23 protein-coding genes are annotated in these 19,476 nt (G+C 34.8%); 12 read left to right on the top strand and 11 right to left on the bottom strand.

The annotated features are described in order from the left end of the window. Positions 1-4 precede the first annotated feature (4 nt). The 7 genes from RT037_RS06560 to RT037_RS06530 all read right to left on the bottom strand — a co-directional run bounded on the left by RT037_RS06560 (position 5) and on the right by RT037_RS06530 (position 6,459). A complete protein-coding gene (locus RT037_RS06560; RefSeq protein WP_409456535.1) occupies positions 5-616 on the bottom strand; it encodes a WbqC family protein in 612 nt (203 codons plus the stop codon). Between the two features lie 60 nt (positions 617-676). Beyond that, positions 677-2,344, bottom strand: a complete 1,668-nt coding sequence (lepB, locus tag RT037_RS06555; RefSeq protein ID WP_313029146.1) for a signal peptidase I — start codon at positions 2,342-2,344, stop codon at positions 677-679. Between the two features lie 66 nt (positions 2,345-2,410). Continuing rightward, on the bottom strand, positions 2,411-3,115 hold the full coding sequence (dapB, locus tag RT037_RS06550; RefSeq protein WP_313029144.1) for a 4-hydroxy-tetrahydrodipicolinate reductase: 705 nt from the start codon (positions 3,113-3,115) through the stop codon (positions 2,411-2,413). Between the two features lie 9 nt (positions 3,116-3,124). Next, positions 3,125-3,754, bottom strand: a complete 630-nt coding sequence (locus tag RT037_RS06545) for a DUF5683 domain-containing protein (protein ID WP_313029141.1) — start codon at positions 3,752-3,754, stop codon at positions 3,125-3,127. Continuing rightward, positions 3,744-4,646, bottom strand: a complete 903-nt coding sequence (locus RT037_RS06540; RefSeq protein WP_313029137.1) for a ParB/RepB/Spo0J family partition protein — start codon at positions 4,644-4,646, stop codon at positions 3,744-3,746. Before RT037_RS06540 ends, RT037_RS06545 begins: the two co-directional genes overlap by 11 nt. A gap of 33 nt (positions 4,647-4,679) precedes the next feature. After that, positions 4,680-5,453, bottom strand: a complete 774-nt coding sequence (locus RT037_RS06535) for a ParA family protein (RefSeq protein WP_079666103.1) — start codon at positions 5,451-5,453, stop codon at positions 4,680-4,682. 166 nt (positions 5,454-5,619) lie between these two features. Next, positions 5,620-6,459 (bottom strand): energy transducer TonB, encoded by an 840-nt coding sequence (locus RT037_RS06530; protein ID WP_313029133.1) that lies wholly within the window; start codon positions 6,457-6,459, stop codon positions 5,620-5,622. Between the two features lie 241 nt (positions 6,460-6,700). Here RT037_RS06530 and RT037_RS06525 point away from each other — a divergent pair, with 241 nt between their 5' ends. Together RT037_RS06525 and RT037_RS06520 are read left to right on the top strand one after the other, a co-directional pair. Next, a complete protein-coding gene (locus RT037_RS06525; RefSeq protein ID WP_313029132.1) occupies positions 6,701-8,044 on the top strand; it encodes a PDZ domain-containing protein in 1,344 nt (447 codons plus the stop codon). 1 nt (position 8,045) lies between these two features. Further along, complete coding sequence (locus RT037_RS06520) at positions 8,046-8,573, top strand: hypothetical protein (protein ID WP_313029129.1); 528 nt, start codon at positions 8,046-8,048, stop codon at positions 8,571-8,573. On the opposite strand, the gene RT037_RS06515 is transcribed toward RT037_RS06520, so the two are convergent. From RT037_RS06515 to RT037_RS06505, 3 genes are read right to left on the bottom strand one after another with little or no spacing between them, the layout of a single operon-like run. Next, entirely contained in the window at positions 8,557-9,402 is an 846-nt protein-coding gene (locus RT037_RS06515) for a glycosyltransferase family 2 protein (RefSeq protein ID WP_312321839.1), read from the bottom strand. The two genes, RT037_RS06520 and RT037_RS06515, sit on opposite strands and share 17 nt — an antisense overlap. Before the next feature lie 9 nt (positions 9,403-9,411). After that, positions 9,412-10,023 carry a recombination mediator RecR gene (recR, locus tag RT037_RS06510; RefSeq protein ID WP_312321838.1) on the bottom strand — a complete coding sequence of 204 codons (612 nt, stop codon included), beginning with the start codon at positions 10,021-10,023 and terminating at the stop codon, positions 9,412-9,414. Continuing rightward, the gene (locus RT037_RS06505; RefSeq protein ID WP_312321837.1) at positions 10,024-10,524 is read right to left on the bottom strand and encodes a dihydrofolate reductase; all 501 of its coding nucleotides are present in this window, start codon (positions 10,522-10,524) and stop codon (positions 10,024-10,026) included. Between the two features lie 117 nt (positions 10,525-10,641). Between RT037_RS06505 and RT037_RS06500 the strand changes: the two genes are divergently transcribed. The 10 genes from RT037_RS06500 (at position 10,642) to RT037_RS06455 (ending at position 18,795) form a co-directional block, all read left to right on the top strand. After that, positions 10,642-11,664 (top strand): glutaminyl-peptide cyclotransferase, encoded by a 1,023-nt coding sequence (locus tag RT037_RS06500; RefSeq protein ID WP_313029125.1) that lies wholly within the window; start codon positions 10,642-10,644, stop codon positions 11,662-11,664. A 90-nt stretch (positions 11,665-11,754) separates the two neighbouring features. Further along, positions 11,755-12,522 carry a hypothetical protein gene (locus tag RT037_RS06495; RefSeq protein WP_312321835.1) on the top strand — a complete coding sequence of 256 codons (768 nt, stop codon included), beginning with the start codon at positions 11,755-11,757 and terminating at the stop codon, positions 12,520-12,522. A 44-nt stretch (positions 12,523-12,566) separates the two neighbouring features. Beyond that, positions 12,567-13,181, top strand: a complete 615-nt coding sequence (locus tag RT037_RS06490) for a deoxynucleoside kinase (RefSeq protein WP_312321834.1) — start codon at positions 12,567-12,569, stop codon at positions 13,179-13,181. An 89-nt stretch (positions 13,182-13,270) separates the two neighbouring features. Next, a complete protein-coding gene (locus RT037_RS06485; protein WP_313029118.1) occupies positions 13,271-13,624 on the top strand; it encodes an ArsC/Spx/MgsR family protein in 354 nt (117 codons plus the stop codon). A 136-nt stretch (positions 13,625-13,760) separates the two neighbouring features. Next, a complete protein-coding gene (rpmB, locus tag RT037_RS06480) occupies positions 13,761-13,997 on the top strand; it encodes a 50S ribosomal protein L28 (protein ID WP_079666093.1) in 237 nt (78 codons plus the stop codon). Positions 13,998-14,006: 9 nt separating this feature from the next. Next, positions 14,007-14,189, top strand: coding sequence for a 50S ribosomal protein L33 (gene rpmG / locus RT037_RS06475; protein WP_079666092.1), 183 nt, complete (start codon positions 14,007-14,009; stop codon positions 14,187-14,189). A gap of 25 nt (positions 14,190-14,214) precedes the next feature. Beyond that, the gene (locus tag RT037_RS06470; protein ID WP_312321832.1) at positions 14,215-14,367 is read left to right on the top strand and encodes a DUF4295 domain-containing protein; all 153 of its coding nucleotides are present in this window, start codon (positions 14,215-14,217) and stop codon (positions 14,365-14,367) included. Positions 14,368-14,516: 149 nt separating this feature from the next. Next, the gene (gene ftsY / locus RT037_RS06465) at positions 14,517-15,470 is read left to right on the top strand and encodes a signal recognition particle-docking protein FtsY (protein ID WP_313029112.1); all 954 of its coding nucleotides are present in this window, start codon (positions 14,517-14,519) and stop codon (positions 15,468-15,470) included. A gap of 55 nt (positions 15,471-15,525) precedes the next feature. Further along, positions 15,526-15,783 (top strand): GlsB/YeaQ/YmgE family stress response membrane protein, encoded by a 258-nt coding sequence (locus RT037_RS06460; RefSeq protein WP_313029110.1) that lies wholly within the window; start codon positions 15,526-15,528, stop codon positions 15,781-15,783. 114 nt (positions 15,784-15,897) lie between these two features. Next, positions 15,898-18,795, top strand: coding sequence for a reprolysin-like metallopeptidase (locus tag RT037_RS06455; protein ID WP_313029107.1), 2,898 nt, complete (start codon positions 15,898-15,900; stop codon positions 18,793-18,795). Between the two features lie 77 nt (positions 18,796-18,872). On the opposite strand, the gene coaE is transcribed toward RT037_RS06455, so the two are convergent. After that, positions 18,873-19,475, bottom strand: a complete 603-nt coding sequence (gene coaE / locus RT037_RS06450; RefSeq protein WP_313029105.1) for a dephospho-CoA kinase — start codon at positions 19,473-19,475, stop codon at positions 18,873-18,875. Between the last annotated feature and the right edge of the window lies 1 nt (position 19,476).

The following is a 19,476-nucleotide window of genomic DNA, read 5'->3' as shown; positions in this document are numbered from 1 at the left end:
AGATTTATAAATTATTAATATAAGCTCTACTTTCAGGCCCGATATTACATATCAAATCTAAGACCGAAAGATTTTTAATAAAACCATCTTTGTCCGAAAAGGTTTGATAATATTCTGGAAAAACCTCTTCAGACTCAACCTTTGCAGAAAATTTACTTCTAAAATCCTCTTCCGCTGGCAAGCTTTCGTAATCACTTGAAAAAGAAAATTCTTTTTCAGTCTTCAAAATATCCAGAACAATTTCTAAACATTTCAAATTTAATTCAAATAAAGTTTTGGGTTGACTGTTAAATATTTTCGCCAATTTTAATTCATAATATTCAAAATATGGCGAGGCTTGATATGCTGACGTTATCGACTTCCAATGTTGTTTTTGCCAGTCTTCAGCATACGAAATCCCAACATCTTTCATGGCTTGTTTACCTTTATGCTGCGTCGGTATAATTAATGATAATTTCCCATTGGTCGCATAGATATTGGTCCGATTACGATAGGTTTGTTTCGGAAAATGTTCAAACTGCTCCAAAACAACTTCATTATCCGATTTTAGAAATTCTTTAAACCAAGAAATCGGCGGAAAGTAAAACAGAGGTAATACAACTTTCATCTTCTTCATATTAAAGTAAAGGTTCAAAATCTTAGTTTTTACACTTTAATATTGAACCTTTATTACATTTTATTCGTCTTCTTTTTTCTTTCTAAATAATTTCATGATGTAATCCCAGCCAAAGAACACGACAAGAATAAGCGCTGCAACCCACCAATAGGATGTTTTGTTAGCTTCTCCAGTATTGGTCGCTTTGAACATTCTGTCCCAGCGGATTTTTTTTTCCGCTTGGTAAGTCGAGTTAGCATCTGGAAAAAGTCCTTGTACACTCATCCATGTGAACATCGGCTTTCCAACGAGATTTTCTTCAGGAACGAAACCAAAGAAACGCGCATCCAACGAGGCATCACGATTGTCACCAATCATAAAATAATAATCTTGTTGAACGGTATATTGGTTAGTTTCTTTACCATTGATAAAGAATTTTCCATTTTTGTTTTCTAGTTTATTATGTTCATAGACACCAATTAATCTTTGATATTCTGGATAATTGTCTTGTGTTAAATTGATAACATCTCCTTTTTTAGGAATCGTTAAAGGTCCGTACCAATCTTGATTCCAAGGTTTATTAACTGGGAAAATACTGTTAGTTGAGTCAATTCTTGAAGCAGGAACTGGATAACCATTGGCATCACGCATATAATTTCCAGTTGCATCAGTCGCATATTTGTAATAAGCTAATGACGCTAAACCTTGTTTCATAACATCTTCGTCAACACTTTCAACACCAGGAATTTGCTTGATTTCATCTCTGATTTTGTCCGTCAAACCTTGGAATTGATACACAAAGCCTTTATCATCTTGACCTTCAACAACTGGTAAAAATCCGAAAGTCTTATAAAGACCCGGAATATCCAACTGCGAAGCACTTCTTACAATATATTTATGCTGAACTTCTTGATCGCCTTTTACAAATTCTGGTTTTCCATTAATGAATAATCTTCCCGCACGGAATTCTACAACATCTCCACCAACCGCTACAAGACGCTTTACATAAGGATCTTTTCTATCAGTCGCAATGTGCACAGAATCATCGGGATAGTTGAAAACTACAATATCATTTTTCTCAGGTTTTTCCCAACCTGGCAATCTCAAATAGGGCAACTTAACGGCTTCAACATAAGATTTAGGATCATCTTTTGGGTTTCCTTTTTGTCCAGTGTCAAAAATAGTTCCTTGTAAAAATGGTAAAGCAACAGGACGCATCGGCATTCTGTAACCATAATTAAGTTTATTTACAAATAAGAAATCTCCAACCAGTAAAGTTCTTTCCATCGATCCAGTTGGAATCCCAAAAGGCTGCGTGATGAAAACGTGAATAATCGTCGCAAATACCACAGCAAAAGTCACCGAACCAATAAAAGTTTCTTTCTTTTTGCCTTCTTCATCAATACCTTCTTCTTCGATTTCTGGATTTTTGGAATAGTTAACCGTCGCCATAAAAATAAATGGCAAAATAACTGTCAACAAAGCATTAACTGGTCCTGTTTTTCCAAATTTTTTCATTAAAAAAACATGAAAAACCGACATCATAATTGGTCCAACAATCGGAAAATAAGCAATAGCAACCCACCACTTCGGATGTTTTGTTTCTTTTTGAATAATGAGATAGTTATAAAACGGAACAAATGCAAATAGCGGATTGTAACCCATGATCTTGAAAAGCTTCCAAGTCGAAAGCCCCATCAATACGCTAACAATCAAGACATAAATGCTATATTGTAATATATAATCCATAGAAATTTATTTTATGATTTAATATTTTTAAATGATTAGTAAGCAAATTTAAAAAATGTTACAATTTTAGGACAAACCTAAAACATCGTTCATTCCGAAAATACCTTTTTTGCGCACAATCCACTCAGAAGCGATTACCGCACCAAGTGCAAAACCTTTTCTGTTGAAAGCGGTATGTTTTAATTCGATTTCGTCAACGTTGGATCGGTAGAAGACACTGTGCGTCCCCGGAACCTCGTCTTCGCGAATTGCAAAAATGCCCAATTCTGCACCTTGTGTCTCTTCCAACTTCCAAGAATTAAAACTGGAATGCTTTATAATACCTTCTGCGATTGAAATCGCTGTACCACTCGGCGCATCTTTTTTATGAATATGATGAATTTCCTCTAGCTGACAATTATATTCATTTTGGAAAGCTTGCATCAATTGCGCAAGTTTTTCATTCATGGCAAAAAATAGATTAACACCTAAACTAAAATTGGATCCGTAGATAAAAGCCGTTTCGTTATCGATTGCGATTTTCTCAATTTCAGGTTTTTTCTCTAGCCAGCCCGTTGTCCCACAAACGACAGGAATCTGTTGCTCTAGACAGAATTTAATATTGTTAAAAGCCGCTTCTGGATTAGAAAATTCGATGACCACATCAGCATTATTTAAAGACTCAAGCGTAGGCGTTTCTTTAAGTCTTGCAACAACGTCATTACCTCTTTGTTGAGCAATTTCGTCTATAATTTGCCCCATTTTTCCGTATCCAACTAATGCTATCTTCATATTAATTTTTTAAAATCTATAGTTAAAACTAAGTCCAGCTTTGGTCGGCTGAACACTATACTGATCAGGAATTACCGTCGGGGAAATCGCCAAATCTGGATCCTTACGACCTTCGAACAAATGCGCGTCTACAACAGCATCGACAATATTTAAAATATAAATAAGTCCGGCAATACCAATTGCATAATCGCGTTGTCTTTTGTACTGATCTTGCGCATTACCAAGAACCGTTTTGTCAACTCCAGGAATATTCGAAAACTCATGTGGTTGTCCGTTAAGTTCGGCTACAAAGGCATTTCGATAACGATTGTAATTTTTTTGATTCCAAAGTGCGATACCAACGCCCGTCCCCACAGCACCCCAAACGATTGGGATTTTCCAATATTTTTTATTGTAATATTGACCAAGCCCAGGCAAAACAGCAGAATACAGTCCTGCTTTCATAGGACTGTATTTGACAAGGCCTTGCGGCGCGTTCTTTTTGTTAATCTCATCAAGAACCTCAACCTCAGATTTGTCGATTTTTGTGATTCCTGAATTGACTTTTAGAGTATCAGTTTTGATGGTGTCCGTCGTAGTTTGCGCAAAGCTAAATCCCGAAAGCATCAACATCAAAACCCAAACAATTTTATACTTCATCTACTTTTAATCTAGAAAGAATGAATTCTAATTCGGTTTCATTTTTAAAATCTAGAACGATTTTACCTTTTTTACCATTACCCGAAGATTTAATTTCTACCTCGGTTTCAAAAATATCGGATAAGGTTTTCTGAGCTTTTTTAATATGATTCGGAAGATTAACAACTTTCTCAACTTTTTCCTTTTTTTCAGGATTTTTAAGAAGCGTTGCTAATTTCTCAGCTTGACGAACGTTAAGTCCTTCTGCTAAAACTTTATCAAATAAATTCTTGCGATCAACTTCAGACTCAAGACTGATAATGGCACGACCATGACCAGCAGAAATTTGACCACTCCTAATCGCATTCTGAATATCAGGTGCTAAATTTAAAAGTCGAATCGCATTAGTAATCGTACTACGCTCTTTACCAACACGTTGACTTAATTTTTCTTGTGTTAAACCAATTTCTTCTAACAATCTTTGGTAAGTCAAAGCCACCTCGATTGCGTCTAGATTTTCACGTTGGATATTCTCCACAAGCGCCATCTCTAGCAACTCTTGGTCATTAACCAAACGAATATAAGCCGGAATACTTTTTAGTCCAGCTAATTTTGAAGCACGATAACGACGTTCACCAGAAATAATCTCGAACTTTTCGCCATCTTTACGCAAGGTAATTGGCTGAATAACACCAAGATTCGTAATCGATTGTGCCAACTCATTCAATGCTTTTTCGTCAAAATAAGTTCTTGGTTGGTTGGCATTTGGGTAAATATCTTCGATAGCCACCTCAACAATATTCCCCACCAAATCTTCTGCGCCAGCATCCTGAGCAGTGTTGATAAGACTTTTGCTTTCAGCGTTTAGGATAGCTCCCAAACCTCTACCCATTGCTCTTTTTTTATCTTTCATATTTTAAATTGATTTAGTAAAAACTTTCAATAATTAAGATTTTACTAATTTTTCATTTTTCAATAAAACTTCTTCCGCTAATTGAATATATTGGATCGCACCTTTACTTTCGGCATCATATTTAAGAATACTTTCTCCAAAACTTGGCGCTTCGCTCAACCTAACATTTCGACTGATAATTGTTTCGAAAACCATTTCAGGAAAATGCGAATTAACCTCTTCCACAACTTGATTCGACAATCTCAAACGGCTGTCATACATTGTTAAAAGAAGACCTTCGATATCTAAATTTGGGTTATGAATTTTTTGAACATTTTTAATCGTATTCAATAATTTGCCCAAACCTTCCAATGCAAAATACTCACACTGAATCGGAATAATAACAGAGTCCGAAGCCGTTAATGCATTTATCGTTATTAAACCTAAACTCGGCGCGCAATCGATAATAATGTAATCGTAATCTTTTTTAACCGATTCTAAAGCTTTGCGCATCATGTATTCGCGGTTTTCACGATCCACTAATTCGATTTCGGCAGCAACCAAATCGATATGCGATGGGATAATATCCACATTAGGAGAACTGGTTGGCAAGATGCATTTTCTAGCTTCTGCACTGTGTTCTAACAAATCATAAGTTGATGCGTTAACCTCTTCGATGCCTAAACCCGAAGTTGCATTCGCCTGTGGATCGGCGTCGATAAGAAGAATTCTTTTTTCTAAAACACCTAATGCCGATGCTAAGTTAACGGCAGTTGTCGTTTTGCCCACACCACCTTTTTGATTCGCTACACCTATAATCTTTGCCATAAAATTCAATTAATTCTCAAAAATACAATTTTTTAAAATGCTATATCCACAGGGATGTTTAGAGATTACATAAAGCATTATTATTCAACGGAATAGATGTAAAAAAAATTATCCACATTTTTAAATTAATGTGGATAAAATTTTAAATATTTAAAAAAGAAGGTTTTTACTCAATTTTCATAGAAATTGGAATCCTAAAGTAAGATCTTACAGATTCACCATCTAGCTTAGCAGGCGTCCATTTTGTTCTGATATCTTTAATAGTACGCTCTGCCTCTCGGTTAAAATCAGTATCTGTACCTTTTGCTTTAACATTAGAAACACTGCCGTCTTTCTCTACAACAAAAGTCACAACCGTACTGATAACGCCACTTTTATCAACTGCCGAAGTGTCAAAATTCTCACCAATTACACGTCGGAAAGCCTCTAAGCCACCTCTAAAACTTGCTTCAACATCCACATGTGACGGGATTTCGTGAGGATCTTTTGGCAGAACTGTACTAGTTGGTACAGTTGGTACATCGCTCGCCCCAATGATTTGCGGCGTAATTGGCGTATATCCGCTAGAAGCCGTTGGTACATCAACAGTCTCCGTCCCAATTGCAACATCATTAATCTCGGTTGTTGACGCAATTGGTTTCTCTTTATCAACATGACGACTTGGTGTCGGAACAATATATTCAACAGTATTAACAACTTGCTGCTGCTGTGGCGGTGTTGTAGTCTGCGGCGGCGTTGGCTCCTTGATATCTTTTTGGATATTAATCATCGTTGGAGGACCTGTTACAACATCCTCAATAATAGCCTCAGACTTAAAAGAATTAAAAATAAAAGGAAGAGCAGCAACACTAATAAATAAGCCAATACCGATAAACATCGCTTTTGACAGATTGCTTCCGTAATCATGTCTCAATTGATAAGCGCCATAAGCTTTGTTACGGTGTTCGAAAACTACTTCATCTAATCCTAAACCTCTTTTTTGAAGTTCCTTTAATAAATTTTCCATTTCATAAAAATTAATAGTTAGTAATCATTAAAAATAAATCTGCTCTTCAATAATATTTTATATTAATTACCACTTCACCAAAAAGAATACCATTTGATAGTTAAAATTTTAAATATTTAAAACTTTAACTATATACTTCACAATATATTTCCACAATCAAAATTTAACAATAATGCATTATTTTAAAAACTTAACTAAAATAAAAACCATATTTAATGAAAATAATTAGTATTTTCAAAACATGAAATCCACGCTAATTTTAGTTTTCACAATATTTCACTTTTTGTTAAATGCGCAAGATGGATTTCAGTTTGTCGATAAAAAATTAGATAAAATTGAAATCAAATTCGTTAATGTCAACAATCTTATTATTATTCCGATTAATGTTAATGGCGTTGATCTTAATTTTCTTCTCGATACAGGAGTATCAGAAACCGTGTTATTTAGTTTAGAAAACAAAGAAGTGAATTTTAAAAATGTTGAGAAATTAAAATTCACTGGACTTGGCGAAAACATTGACATCGAAGCCTTAAGATCGATCAACAACAGACTTAGTATCAACAACCAGTTTATAGATTCTTCGCATAAACTCAATATCATTCTTGATGAGAGTTTCAACATCTCAACAAGCCTTGGCTATCCTGTTAATGGGATAATTGGTTACTCTTTTTTTAAAAATTACCCAATCGAAGTTGATTATGTTAGCGAAAAGCTAAGAATCTATCAAAACGAAAACAAATTATTAAAACGTGTAAAAAAACATGAAGTTTTTAATATAAGTCTAGAACTTAATAAGCCTTACATGTTTGCTGATGTAGAAATGACACGCGAAAAGAAAAGCTCTAAACTACTTTTGGATTCAGGGAACACAGATTCTATTTGGCTTTTCCCAACTTTAATTCCAGGTTTTAATTACAATCGCCCAAATATTGATGATTATCTTGGCGCTGGTTTTAGTGGTGACATTTACGGAAAACGCAGTAGAATTCACGGCTTGTATTTTGGAAGATTCGAATTTATTACGCCCTTGGTCGCAATGCCAGATGCAACATCGATTGCGCATCTACAACTAGTGCCAGATAGAAAAGGATCAATCGGCTCGGAGATTTTCCGAAGATTTAATATGGTTTTTGATTATCCAAACGAGAAAGTTTACTTCAAGAAAAATAAATATTATGACGATCCTTTTTTGTTTGACCTTAGCGGACTCGAAGTAAGGCAAGATGGACTTACGTGGGAAAAAGACCTTGTAGAAGTTGAAACAAAATCTAGAAACACTGGCGGTACTAATGAGGAAAACGTCTATTCTAGCAGAGAAAATTTTCAATACAAATTTACATTAAAGCCAAAATTCGTTATTGCTGGAACACGAAAAGATTCACCTGCGCAACTCTCTGGATTACAAAAAGGCGATATTTTAGTGAAAATTGATGGTAAAAAAACATCAGACATGACCTTATCAAAAATTAATAAGATCCTAAAATCACAAGAAGGTAAAACCATTAAAATTGAAGTCGAAAGAAACGAAGATCCAATCATATACTATATTAAATTAAAAGACCCAATCCCTTACGAAGAACATTAATATGGAAGATACACTTACGAGCATCCGGACAAGGGTAAGATTCAAACTAAAAACAAGCTTGACGCCCGATGAATATTCGGAAAATATAAAAAACTATTTAAAAGAAAACAACAAAGAATTCACAGGAAATATCAATCGTGAAGTTGCTACTATTTTTGTCAAAAACGAGAATAACAATTACTGGAAACCCAACCTCGCTTTGAGAACCGAAATCGAAGATGGACAAACCTACATTCGTGGTATTTTTGGGCCAAGCTCGGCTGTGTGGACGTTTTTCATGTTTTTGTACTTTATATTTTCGATACTTTGGATGACATTTTTCACCATGTATTATGTCGAAAAACAAATCAACTCCAACGATTTCCCGTGGGCATTAAGCGCATCATTTGTGGCTTTGGCATTGGTTTTAGGAACTTATATCGCCGCACAAATTGGACAACGACTCTCTAAAAAAGAAATGAAAAAATTAAGAAAATTCGCTGAAGAATCGACACTTCCACACGAAATGAAATCTAACGAGGAAGTTTAGATTTAGCATAAAAATGTCTCAATTTTAAACCTAAATTCAAAATGAAATACTGAAACGGTTTTTGCTTTTTGTAATATTTTTCAATAAAAATCTGCATCGCACCATAAAATCTTTGAAGATAAACTTCATCTTTCATCGTGCTTTCACCTTTATAATGCAGAATTGAATATTTCCCGTAATAGTAGTTTTGATAGCCGTGTTGTGCAATGGTATAACACAAATCAATGTCTTCACCATACATAAAGTAAGCTTCATCAAAACCACCAACTTCCCTATAAACAACTTTTTTAACAATTAAAAAAGCTCCTGTAAAAACCTCACATTCAGCGATTTCAAATTCTCCGATGTCATTACGGTAATAAGTTTTAGCAGTCGATTTTTTAGAAAAAGGTGTAAACAACTTCTCAAAAGAATTGCGCATATCAGGCACAGAACGTTTACTCTCTGGCAAGAAAACACCTTGTTTATCATGCATTCTCACGCCAAGACAACCAAATTTCGGTTTAGAATCTGCAAAATCCAAAAGTTCTTTAATATAAAAACCTTCGATTTCCGTATCTGGATTTAGAATTAAAATATATTCACCTTTTGCATGTTCGACACCGATATTATTAGCGATCGAAAAACCATTATTTTTTTGAGAAGCAATGAAATTAACTTTCGGAAACTCTTGAATTAAATTCTTCCAATCATCATTTGGAGACAAATTATCCACAACAAGGATTTCGAAATTAACATCAGTAAAATATTTATTAATCGACAAAATACAATTGCGAAGCAAATCCGCAACATTATAATGAACAATAACAACACTTATTTTTACCATCAAGTCCTTCTTCTATAGTTTTTCGTTATAAGGCAAACGATTGACGATCGATCTTCCTAACGATATTTCGTCAGCATATTCGAGCTCATCACCAACGGAAATTCCGCGTGCAATACTCGAAAAATGAACATTAAATTGCTTAAACTTTTTATAAATATAATAAGCCGTCGTGTCGCCTTCCATCGTAGCACTTAGCGCAAAAATCAATTCTTTAACTTCGCCAGTTTCCAGCTTTTTTTCGATACTATCAATATGCAATTGCGCAGGACCAACACCTTCCATTGGCGATATTTTACCACCAAGCACCAAATATTTCCCTTTGAATTTTGACGTATTCTCAATCGCCATAACATCGCGAACATCTTCGACAATACAAAGTACTTCCGCATTTCTTTTGTCATCCGCACAGATCTCGCAAATATCATTATCCGAAAAATTATGACAATCTTTACAGTATTTAATATCCGTCACTAAATTCTGAATCGCATTTCCTAAAGCCACACCTTGCGACGCTGGTTGTCTAAGAAGATGCAACGCCAAGCGCAATGCAGACTTTTTCCCTATGCCAGGAAGTCCAGAAATCTCATCAACCGCTTTAGCCAAAACTTTACTTGGATAATCCATTTACTTCTTAAGACTTTCCTTTCTTTCGTAGGTTACAAAACAATAATTGAATGCATTTTTTTCGTCTTTGCTATGACAATCTCTTTTGGTTTCTGCCCAAATTTTAGAATCAATTTTAGGAAAGAAAACATCAGCATCCATTTCTCCCTCAACAATTGTCACTTCCAATCGATCCACCAAGTTTATCGTTTGCGAGTAGATATTTCCACCGCCGAGTACAAAAACTTCGCTATCAATTTTTTTAGCATGCTTTAAAGCTTCTTTCAAACTTGGTACAATCAAAATCCCTTCTTCAAACCAATTATCCTTTCTACTAACCACAATATTGGTACGGTTAGGAAGTGGACGACCAATACTTTCGTAGGTTTTGCGCCCCATAATAATAGGATGACCAGATGTTAGATTTTTAAAATGTTTTAGATCTTCGGGAAGATGCCACAAAAGTTGATTATCTTTTCCAATGGCATTATTTTTCCCCATTGCTACAACAATACTTACCATGTTGAAAAAATTGTTTATTTTACAAAACTACATCTTCTACAGTTTTAAAAAAAATTTATACAACTTAGATTTTTAATTTTTGTAATTTTGATGTTTAAAATTTTAGAAAAATCATTTATGAAAAAATATTTCATCCTTTCCGCAGTTGCTTTTATGATGTTGATGTCATGTAATAAGGATAAGGAAATTCTTAATAATCTCAACGACTACAATATCTCCATGGAAAGCAAAGGTTATCACTTTGGTGACAAGCTTAACATTCCGCAAGAGGTTCTTAACAATGCCGAAAGCATTAGTATTAATTTTGGTGACAAAGAAACGAGTAATTTAGTTATCGACCCTAAATTCTTCACACTTGGCGACAATGCGGTAACTTTTAATATCAAAAAGAAAGATGGCCAAGTTTTGACACAAGATGCCACCATTAATGTTTTTGCTAAAAACCCTGAAGCAACAATCGCCTACGACATCATTGCAGAATATCCACATAATCCTCAAAATTTTGTACAAGGTTTCCAAATTGAAGGTAACACCATCTACGAAAGTGATGGTCAAAACGGCGCTTCACAAATCTTAAAATATACACTTGGATCAACAACGCCAATTGTTGCAACTAAAAATCCGGAAGATGTTTTTGCTGAAGGCAGCACAATTATTGGCGATAAAGTCTACCAATTAACTTGGAAGAATAAAAAAGGCTTTATTTATGACAAAGCAAGTTTAAAACTTCTTTCAGAATTTGCTTATCCAGATGAGATTGGCGAAGGTTGGGGTTTAACTTACGATGGACAATATTTGATTTTATCAGACGGAACAAAAAGCATTTATTTCTTAGATCCGAAAAATCCATCAAAAATCGTTCGCGAAATCGCAGTTGCTGGCAATACAGAATCTTACGACCAAATTAATGAACTAGAATATTACAAAGGCTACATCTATGCGAATGTGTGGATGAAACCAATTATCTTGAAAATCGATCCAAAAACTGGTGAAGTTGTTGGCAAAATGGATTTCACAAACATTGCAAAAGAAAACACAACAAGCACAGATAACGTCCTTAACGGCATCGCCTTTAAAGGTGAAAATATGCTAGTTACTGGTAAAAACTGGCCAAAAATCTATGAAGTGAAATTCAAATAATTTCTAATAATAAGAATTCAAAAAGTCCAAGTTGATGCTTGGACTTTTTTATTTATTTTTGAATTATAAATCGCTAATCTTATTTATTAAATGAAAAACTTATTGTTTTTGTTCTGTTTGATGCCTTTTTTGTTGTTTAGTCAAATCGAAATAAAATCCGACAGCCTTAACTTAAGAGACAGTCAAGGGATTTATTTTGACGACTATGACAACATCTATTTGTACAATGCAAAAAGTTTTAGTTTCACTAAGTATGATACTTTAGGTCTTAAAGCTGCGCAACAAATGCTGCCAAGACCTTTCCGAGCACAAGCGATTAATAATCCGCTTAACATCGTTTTCTTTTCCGAGAACACACAAGAGATTAAACTAACGGACGCCAATCTTAATGACATCCAAAACATACGCCTTTCGGAGAATTTTAATTTCATAAAAAGAGTCTATGTTGAAGATCAACAAAGCCTTTGGCTACTGGATGATAGCTCGAAAAAGTTAATTCAATATAATTATAGAAATAACAAAATCGTTAACAGCTTCCCTTTTTACCAAAACATGGAAGACATCCTCGACATGTTGGTGTACGAAAACAAAGTTTATTTATTAAAGAAAAATTCTTTTTTAGTTTTAAATTTAAGAGGCGAAATTCTTGATAAAATCGAACTAAATCTACCAACAAAACTAAAACGTGAAAACGAGACAATTTTAGTTTTTACAAAACCCGAACTCATCCAATATTCCACCGACAAAAAAGTAAAAAAATTGAGTTATAAACAAGACTCAGAAATTGTGGATAAAAATAAGTCAGGATTTTTGGTTCGCAGCAAAAACAAGCTATATCTTTACAAGCCCGAGTCGTAAAACACTCAAGCTTAATAATCAATAACTTAGAACAAAATAAGATCATGCATATTGCTGTAACTGGAAATATTGGCGCAGGAAAAACGACTTTAACAAGAATGCTTTCTAAACATTACGAGTGGGAAGCGCAGTTCGAAGACGTTGATCACAACCCTTATTTGGACGATTTTTATGGTGATATGTCAAAATGGTCTTTTGCATTGCAAATCTACTTTTTGGGAAGCAGATTCCGTCAAGTTAAAGAGATTCGTGACAGTGGAAAAAACGTTATCCAAGATCGTACGATCTACGAAGACGCACACATTTTTGCAGAAAATCTTGCAGAAATGAACCTGCTTTCGGAGCGCGATTATAAAAATTATTTATCAGTTTTTAACTTGATGAAAGACTTCGTTTCGGCACCAGATTTGCTAATCTATTTAAAAGCCGAAATACCAACTTTGGTACGTCAAATTGCGAAGAGAGGACGCGATTACGAGACAAGCATTAGTATCGATTATTTGTCAAAACTTAATAACAAATACGAGAGTTGGATTTCTAATTACAAAGAAGGAAAACTCCTAGTTATCGAAGTTGACAAATTAGATTTCGTTGAAAAACCTGAAGATTTTGGTTACATTCTGGAAAGAATTGACGGAGAACTGAACGGTTTGTTCTAGACAAAATTTCGGTAATTGAAGGATATGGCTAACTGCCAACAATGAAGATTGACACTTTATTATTACAAAAATCCTAAAAAAACCTTATCATGTTAGAGGTTATATACACCAGTAATTGCCCGAAATCCCGAGCTATTCTCGAATACTTGGACGAGCACAACATCAAGTTCCAATTAATTGATCTAAAGACGCATCAATTATCTGTTTTAGAACTTAAAAATTTGGTTAAAAAACTAAATATTAAGCCGCAATATTTCTTAGAAAGAATCAACAAATGGAAAGAAAAAATCGGTGCCAAAATCGAAGCTTTAACCGACGATAACATCTATGAAATCTTACGTACAACGCCAGATTTAATAGAAAGTCCAATCCTAATAAAAGGACAGGTAGCAATGCTCGGAACACCGGTTGACAACATCAAATTCTTTGTTGAAAACTCGTAATAAAAGGACTTTGATAAAAACTTGAAAAAAAATTAACATAGAATATTCTATTTATTTTAAAAAAGATTTGTCAATGCGAAAAAAAATTCGTTATTTTGCAACCTCAAATATCATATAGTAAAAAGAACATCGAGATATGTCAAGAATTTGCCAAATAACAGGTAAGCGTGCAATGGTAGGAAACAACGTTTCTCACGCAAACAACAAAACGAAAAGACGTTTTGAAATTAACTTATTAGAGAAGAAATTTTTTCTTCCTGAGCATGGTAAGCATGTAACTCTAAGAGTTTCTGCTCACGGATTAAGAGTAATCAACAAGATTGGAATCGAAGAAGCTATTGAAAGAGCTGTAAGAAACGGATTTATTAAATAATTTTAAGCAATGGCAAAAAAAGGTAACAGAGTTCAAGTAATTCTAGAGTGCACAGAGCACAAAGAAACAGGTATGGCTGGGATGTCTCGATACATCACTACCAAAAACAAAAAGAACACTACTGAAAGATTGGAGCTTAAAAAATTTAACCCAGTTCTTAAGAAGTACACTCTACACAAAGAAATCAAGTAATCTAATCCATTAAAGATATTTAAAAATGGCAAAGAAAGTTGTAGCAACCCTTAAAGATGGTTCATCTAAAAAGATGACTAAAGTTGTGAAAATGGTAAAATCTCCAAAATCAGGAGCTTACGTTTTCGAAGAAAAAGTAATGAATGCAGACGACGTAGATTCTTATTTGAAAAAATAATTCTACAAGATTTGTAATTGTATAAATTAACTACTCAATTTTTGGGTAGTTTTTTTATTATCTTTGAGGAAAGATTTTCTGAAACAAATATCAAACATTCGATTTCCACAAAATCTATAATCAAAATTTAAAATTCGAAATTCTCTGAAATGAGTTGGTTCAAAAAAATATTTAAAAAAGAAGAAAAAGAAAGTCTTGACAAAGGACTTGAAAAATCTAGAGAAGGTTTCTTTGATAAAATTTCTCGTGCGGTTGTTGGTAAAAGTACCGTAGATGACGAGGTTCTGGATGATCTAGAGGAAGTGCTAATCGCTTCCGATGTTGGTGCAGAGACAACCATTAAAGTCATCAAAAGAATTGAAGACCGTGTTGCAAGAGATAAATATGTTAACGTATCCGAACTTGACAATATATTAAGAGAAGAAATTTCGGGCTTATTATTAGACAATCCTCACGCCTCAACCGAGAATATTGACATGAGCAAAAAACCTTATGTCATCATGGTTGTTGGTGTTAACGGTGTTGGAAAAACGACGACTATCGGGAAACTGGCACATCAATTCAAATCCCAAGGTCTTAATGTGTTTCTTGGTGCTGCCGATACTTTCCGTGCTGCTGCCGTAGATCAATTGGTTATCTGGAGCGAGCGTGTTGGTGTACCAATTGTAAAACAAGCCATGGGATCGGATCCTGCTTCGGTTGCATTTGATACGGTACAATCGGCGGTTGCGCAAAATGCAGATGTTGTAATTATTGACACCGCCGGGCGACTACACAACAAAGTTAATTTGATGAACGAACTTTCTAAAATTAAACGTGTTATGCAAAAAGTTATTCCTGATGCACCACACGAGGTTTTACTAGTTCTTGATGGCTCTACAGGACAGAACGCTTTTGAGCAAGCAAAACAATTTACAGCAGCAACAGAAGTTAATGCTTTAGCGGTTACCAAATTGGACGGAACAGCAAAAGGCGGCGTGGTTATCGGTATTTCGGATCAATTTCAAATTCCTGTAAAATATATTGGAGTGGGAGAAAAGATGGAAGATCTACAACTATTCAATGGTATGGAATTTGTTGACTCATTTTTTAAGAAGAAATAATATTTTTTCCAATAAACACAAAATCACACAAAATATTAACTTAAAAAATTAAATTATGAGTTGGCTAGGATGGATAATTTTTGGATTAATTGCTGGAGCAATTGCAAAAATGTTAAGACCAGGTAATGATCCTGCAGGATGGTTAATCACCATTATTATTGGTATACTAGGGAGTATGTTAGGGGGCTTTATAGCTGACCTTATTGGTTTTGTGAAACCCGATAGTTTTTGGAGCTTTTCGAATTGGGTCTTCTCAATAGCAGGAGCTATTTTATTACTCTTCATCTATAGTAAACTGACTACTAAAAGATAAGCTTTAATATACTTAAAAGATAAAAACGTTTAGAATTTCTAAACGTTTTTTTTATTTTATTGTAAATTACATAATATTTATTATTTTAGCATCATCAATCCTAAAATAATTTTTATGAAAAAAATCTTTACAAGTGTTTTAGCTTGCGGATTATTTACTACAGCTTTTGCACAATGGAGTCCGACTTCTATGCAAGGTGAAAAACTTCGACCAGAGATTAATGCTACAACACATTATTCTTTAGATTTAGAAGCTTTACGTTCTCAACTTAAAAGCGCTAAAGAGATGGGCAAGGGAGCGAAACCAGTTATTGTATCCTTACCCACTCTGGATGGAAAAATAGAAAAATTTGCAGTTTACAGTCTTCCTGTAGTCGTAAAATCATTAGCCGACAAATACCAATTGGGCTCTTATACAGGGGTTGGTGTCGATGATCCTACGAAGTATGTTAGATTTAGTACTGCTCCTAATGACTTCCAGTCGATGCTTTATCAAAATGGAAAGTACGAATTTATTGAGCCTCAAAATGCTGCAAAAACTGTATATGCTGTTTTCCCAAAAACAAATAAAAATTCTACAGAAAAAGCTTTTGAATGTAAGGTAAATGAATCTTTTGCATCGAAACAAGATCTTGAAAAATTGGCTAAAAACTCGGATTTCAGTAATCGTGCTAACGATTTCCAAAAGAATAGCGACAAAAAATACCGTACTTATAGACTAGCATTATCTGTAACTGGTGAATATACGCAATACTTCGGTGGCGTTCCACAAGCGCTTACAGCGATGAATGCTACGATGACCCGGGTAAATGGTGTTTTTGAAAAAGATTTTGCAATCCATCTTAATTTGCAAGATTTCCCTCAATTAATATATACTGACCCTAATACCGACCCTTATTCTCCTGCCTCATCCGGAGCGTCAGGAGCTTGGAATAACGAAATCCAAAAAACTTTAACCAGTGTTATTGGAAATGCTGCCTACGACATAGGACATCTTTTCGGTAGATCTGGAGGTGGTGGTTCTGCAGGAGATATCGGTAATGTTTGTCGTGATGCAGGAGGACCGACTGATAGTACTTCAAAAGGATCTGCTTATACTTCACCTGGATCTGGTGCACCAGCAGGAGATAGTTTTGACATCGATTATGTTGCACATGAGATGGGGCATCAATTTGGTGCTTGGCATACCTTTGCTCACGGAATACACTCAGGCAGTGTAGCACATATGGAACCAGGATCAGGATCTACAATTATGGGATACGCTGGGATCACCAGCTATAATGTACAACAACACTCTGATCCTTATTTCCACGCTATAAGTGTAAAACAAGTTCAGGATTATGTTAACACGCAAGCTTGTGATGTTAACACACCTATTACTAATAACCCGCCTGTAATTGCAGCAATGCCAGACGTAACTATCCCTAAAGGAACTGCTTTCGTACTAACAGCTTCTGCAACTGATGCAGAAAACGATGCTCTTATTTATACTTGGGAGCAATATGATGGTGCTACAGCGGCTGTTACAACGGTTACAGGAAATAACACACAAGGACCAAAGTTCCGCTCAATAATGGGAACTTCAAGTCCAACAAGATACTTCCCTAAATTATCAATGGTATTAGCTGGTACACTAAGCAGCGCTACTGAATGGGAAGCTGTATCTAATGTTGCAAGACCTATGAATTTCCGAGTAACAGTGAGAGACAACAACCCTGATGTTAAGCAACAACAAACGCAATTTGGGGCTCAAAAGGTAACTGTTGGTAACGATGGACCTTTTAAAGTTAACACTACTAAAGTATATACCAACGCACCATCACCAATCCAATGGGATGTTGTGAATACAACAGCAGCACCTTATAATGTTTCTAATGTAAAAATAGACTATACAACAGACAATGGAACAACTTGGACAACATTAATTGCTTCTACACCAAATACAGGAACTGCAAATGCTGATTTAACAAGTTTAACATCAGGAAGCAATATTAAATTAAGAGTTTCTGCAATTGGAAATGTATTCTACGCAGTCTCTAATGTAACGGTATCGTCAATGGTTGGATGCGATGGAACTGCTCCTGCAGGTCTTACAGCCACCGGAATCACCCAAACATCTGCACAAGCAGCTTGGGATCCGATTGCTAATGCGACTTATAATTTCAAATACAAAAAAGCTGGTGATAGCAACTGGATAGAAGCTAATGGTTTAACAACAAACTCATACAACTTAACTTCTTTGAGCATTAATACATCTTATGACATTAGTGTAGCAGCAGTTTGTAACGGTACAGTTGGCGCATTTGCAAACTATAACTTTACAACAAAAGGCATAGAATATTGTACTGCTACAGCAGGAAATGCAACATTCGAAAGTATTAGCAATGTTACTTTTGCAGACATTAACAAAAACTCTACTGCAACAGTTGGTTATGAAGATTTCACAAGCGTTGTAGGTAATGTGACGAAAGGTACTACTTACGATTTCACTGCTAAATTCTCGGGTACAAGTTATTCGTCTGACCAAGTAATTGTTTGGATTGACTACAATAAAGATGGCGACTTCGATGATGCAGGTGAACAAGTATTAGTATCTGCTAAAAAGACTTCACCATGGACTGGTAGCATTACAATCCCAGCAACTGCAGCTACAGGAACTACAAGAATGAGAGTTCGTCTACAAGATACTTCTTTAGGTCCTAACGCAACACCTTGTGGAAGTAGCAATTACGGTCAGGTTGAAGATTACACACTTAATATAGGAACTTTAGCAGTTAATGATGTACAAGCTAACAATAAGTTACAAGTATATCCTAACCCTGCAACAGATATGATTAACATTTCTAATATTACAGCTAAATCTACTTACCAAATCGTAAATATGGCTGGTCAAGTTGTAGCAAATGGTCCGACAGACGGTAAAGTTCAGGTTTCAAAATTGGATAAAGGTGTATACATTATCACTGTTGAATCTAATGGTCAAAAATCTCAAACTAAATTCATCAAGAATTAATACATAAATTCTTAGTAATAAATAAGCCCTTCCAGATTTTGGAAGGGCTTTTATTTTTTTTAAAATTTTAAAAGAAATTAAAGTGAATTTAGCTTTTCAATAAAATCTTTAGTCGCTATTTCTAAGTCTTGAAAACTCGAATTATTATAGACTACGAAATCCGCTTTTTTAATTTTTTCACGCTCTGGCATTTGTTTTTCAATAACTTTCTCAACTTCACGATAAGTTTTCCCATCACGATCCATGACACGTTTTATCCTTGTATTTTCGTCCGCCGTAACTAACAAGCTTTTAAAACATTTTTTATGAAGTCCAAGTTCAAACAACAAAGCAGTCTCTTTAAACAAAAATCTCGCATCATGATTTTTAACCCAATTTTCAAAATCGATAGCCACAGCAGGATGAATTAAATGATTAAGCTGCTCTAGTTTTGATTTATCATTAAAAACAATATCCGACACATACTTTAGATTGTATACACCGTCAGTATAAGCCTTCTCCCCTAGTAATTCTTTTATTTTCTGAATTAAAACTTCATCTTCATTAACTATATCTTTTGCACAATCATCAGAATAATAAACTGCAAAACCTTCGCTCTCAAGAATCTCAGCTACACTTGTCTTTCCCGAGCCAATACCACCAGTTAATCCAATGATATTCCTTGTTCTTTGTTCTTCCATT

Origin of the sequence: Soonwooa sp. (assembly GCF_032062245.1) — a bacterium.
GTDB lineage: Bacteria > Bacteroidota > Bacteroidia > Flavobacteriales > Weeksellaceae > Soonwooa.
Note: the sequence above shows the minus strand (reverse complement) of the source record. Positions and strands in the feature narration are given on the sequence as shown.

Excerpts from the sequence above, each read along its gene's own strand:
- RT037_RS06560 (WP_409456535.1), bottom strand. The coding sequence starts at position 616 with ATGAAGAAGATGAAAGTTGTATTACCTCTGTTTTACTTTCCGCCGATT.
- lepB (WP_313029146.1), bottom strand. The coding sequence starts at position 2,344 with ATGGATTATATATTACAATATAGCATTTATGTCTTGATTGTTAGCGTA.
- dapB (WP_313029144.1), bottom strand. The coding sequence starts at position 3,115 with ATGAAGATAGCATTAGTTGGATACGGAAAAATGGGGCAAATTATAGAC.
- RT037_RS06545 (WP_313029141.1), bottom strand. The coding sequence starts at position 3,754 with ATGAAGTATAAAATTGTTTGGGTTTTGATGTTGATGCTTTCGGGATTT.
- RT037_RS06540 (WP_313029137.1), bottom strand. The coding sequence starts at position 4,646 with ATGAAAGATAAAAAAAGAGCAATGGGTAGAGGTTTGGGAGCTATCCTA.
- RT037_RS06535 (WP_079666103.1), bottom strand. The coding sequence starts at position 5,453 with ATGGCAAAGATTATAGGTGTAGCGAATCAAAAAGGTGGTGTGGGCAAA.
- RT037_RS06530 (WP_313029133.1), bottom strand. The coding sequence starts at position 6,459 with ATGGAAAATTTATTAAAGGAACTTCAAAAAAGAGGTTTAGGATTAGAT.
- RT037_RS06525 (WP_313029132.1), top strand. The coding sequence starts at position 6,701 with ATGAAATCCACGCTAATTTTAGTTTTCACAATATTTCACTTTTTGTTA.
- RT037_RS06520 (WP_313029129.1), top strand. The coding sequence starts at position 8,046 with ATGGAAGATACACTTACGAGCATCCGGACAAGGGTAAGATTCAAACTA.
- recR (WP_312321838.1), bottom strand. The coding sequence starts at position 10,023 with ATGGATTATCCAAGTAAAGTTTTGGCTAAAGCGGTTGATGAGATTTCT.
- RT037_RS06505 (WP_312321837.1), bottom strand. The coding sequence starts at position 10,524 with ATGGTAAGTATTGTTGTAGCAATGGGGAAAAATAATGCCATTGGAAAA.
- RT037_RS06500 (WP_313029125.1), top strand. The coding sequence starts at position 10,642 with ATGAAAAAATATTTCATCCTTTCCGCAGTTGCTTTTATGATGTTGATG.
- RT037_RS06495 (WP_312321835.1), top strand. The coding sequence starts at position 11,755 with ATGAAAAACTTATTGTTTTTGTTCTGTTTGATGCCTTTTTTGTTGTTT.
- RT037_RS06490 (WP_312321834.1), top strand. The coding sequence starts at position 12,567 with ATGCATATTGCTGTAACTGGAAATATTGGCGCAGGAAAAACGACTTTA.
- RT037_RS06485 (WP_313029118.1), top strand. The coding sequence starts at position 13,271 with ATGTTAGAGGTTATATACACCAGTAATTGCCCGAAATCCCGAGCTATT.
- rpmB (WP_079666093.1), top strand. The coding sequence starts at position 13,761 with ATGTCAAGAATTTGCCAAATAACAGGTAAGCGTGCAATGGTAGGAAAC.
- rpmG (WP_079666092.1), top strand. The coding sequence starts at position 14,007 with ATGGCAAAAAAAGGTAACAGAGTTCAAGTAATTCTAGAGTGCACAGAG.
- RT037_RS06470 (WP_312321832.1), top strand. The coding sequence starts at position 14,215 with ATGGCAAAGAAAGTTGTAGCAACCCTTAAAGATGGTTCATCTAAAAAG.
- ftsY (WP_313029112.1), top strand. The coding sequence starts at position 14,517 with ATGAGTTGGTTCAAAAAAATATTTAAAAAAGAAGAAAAAGAAAGTCTT.
- RT037_RS06460 (WP_313029110.1), top strand. The coding sequence starts at position 15,526 with ATGAGTTGGCTAGGATGGATAATTTTTGGATTAATTGCTGGAGCAATT.
- RT037_RS06455 (WP_313029107.1), top strand. The coding sequence starts at position 15,898 with ATGAAAAAAATCTTTACAAGTGTTTTAGCTTGCGGATTATTTACTACA.
- coaE (WP_313029105.1), bottom strand. The coding sequence starts at position 19,475 with ATGGAAGAACAAAGAACAAGGAATATCATTGGATTAACTGGTGGTATT.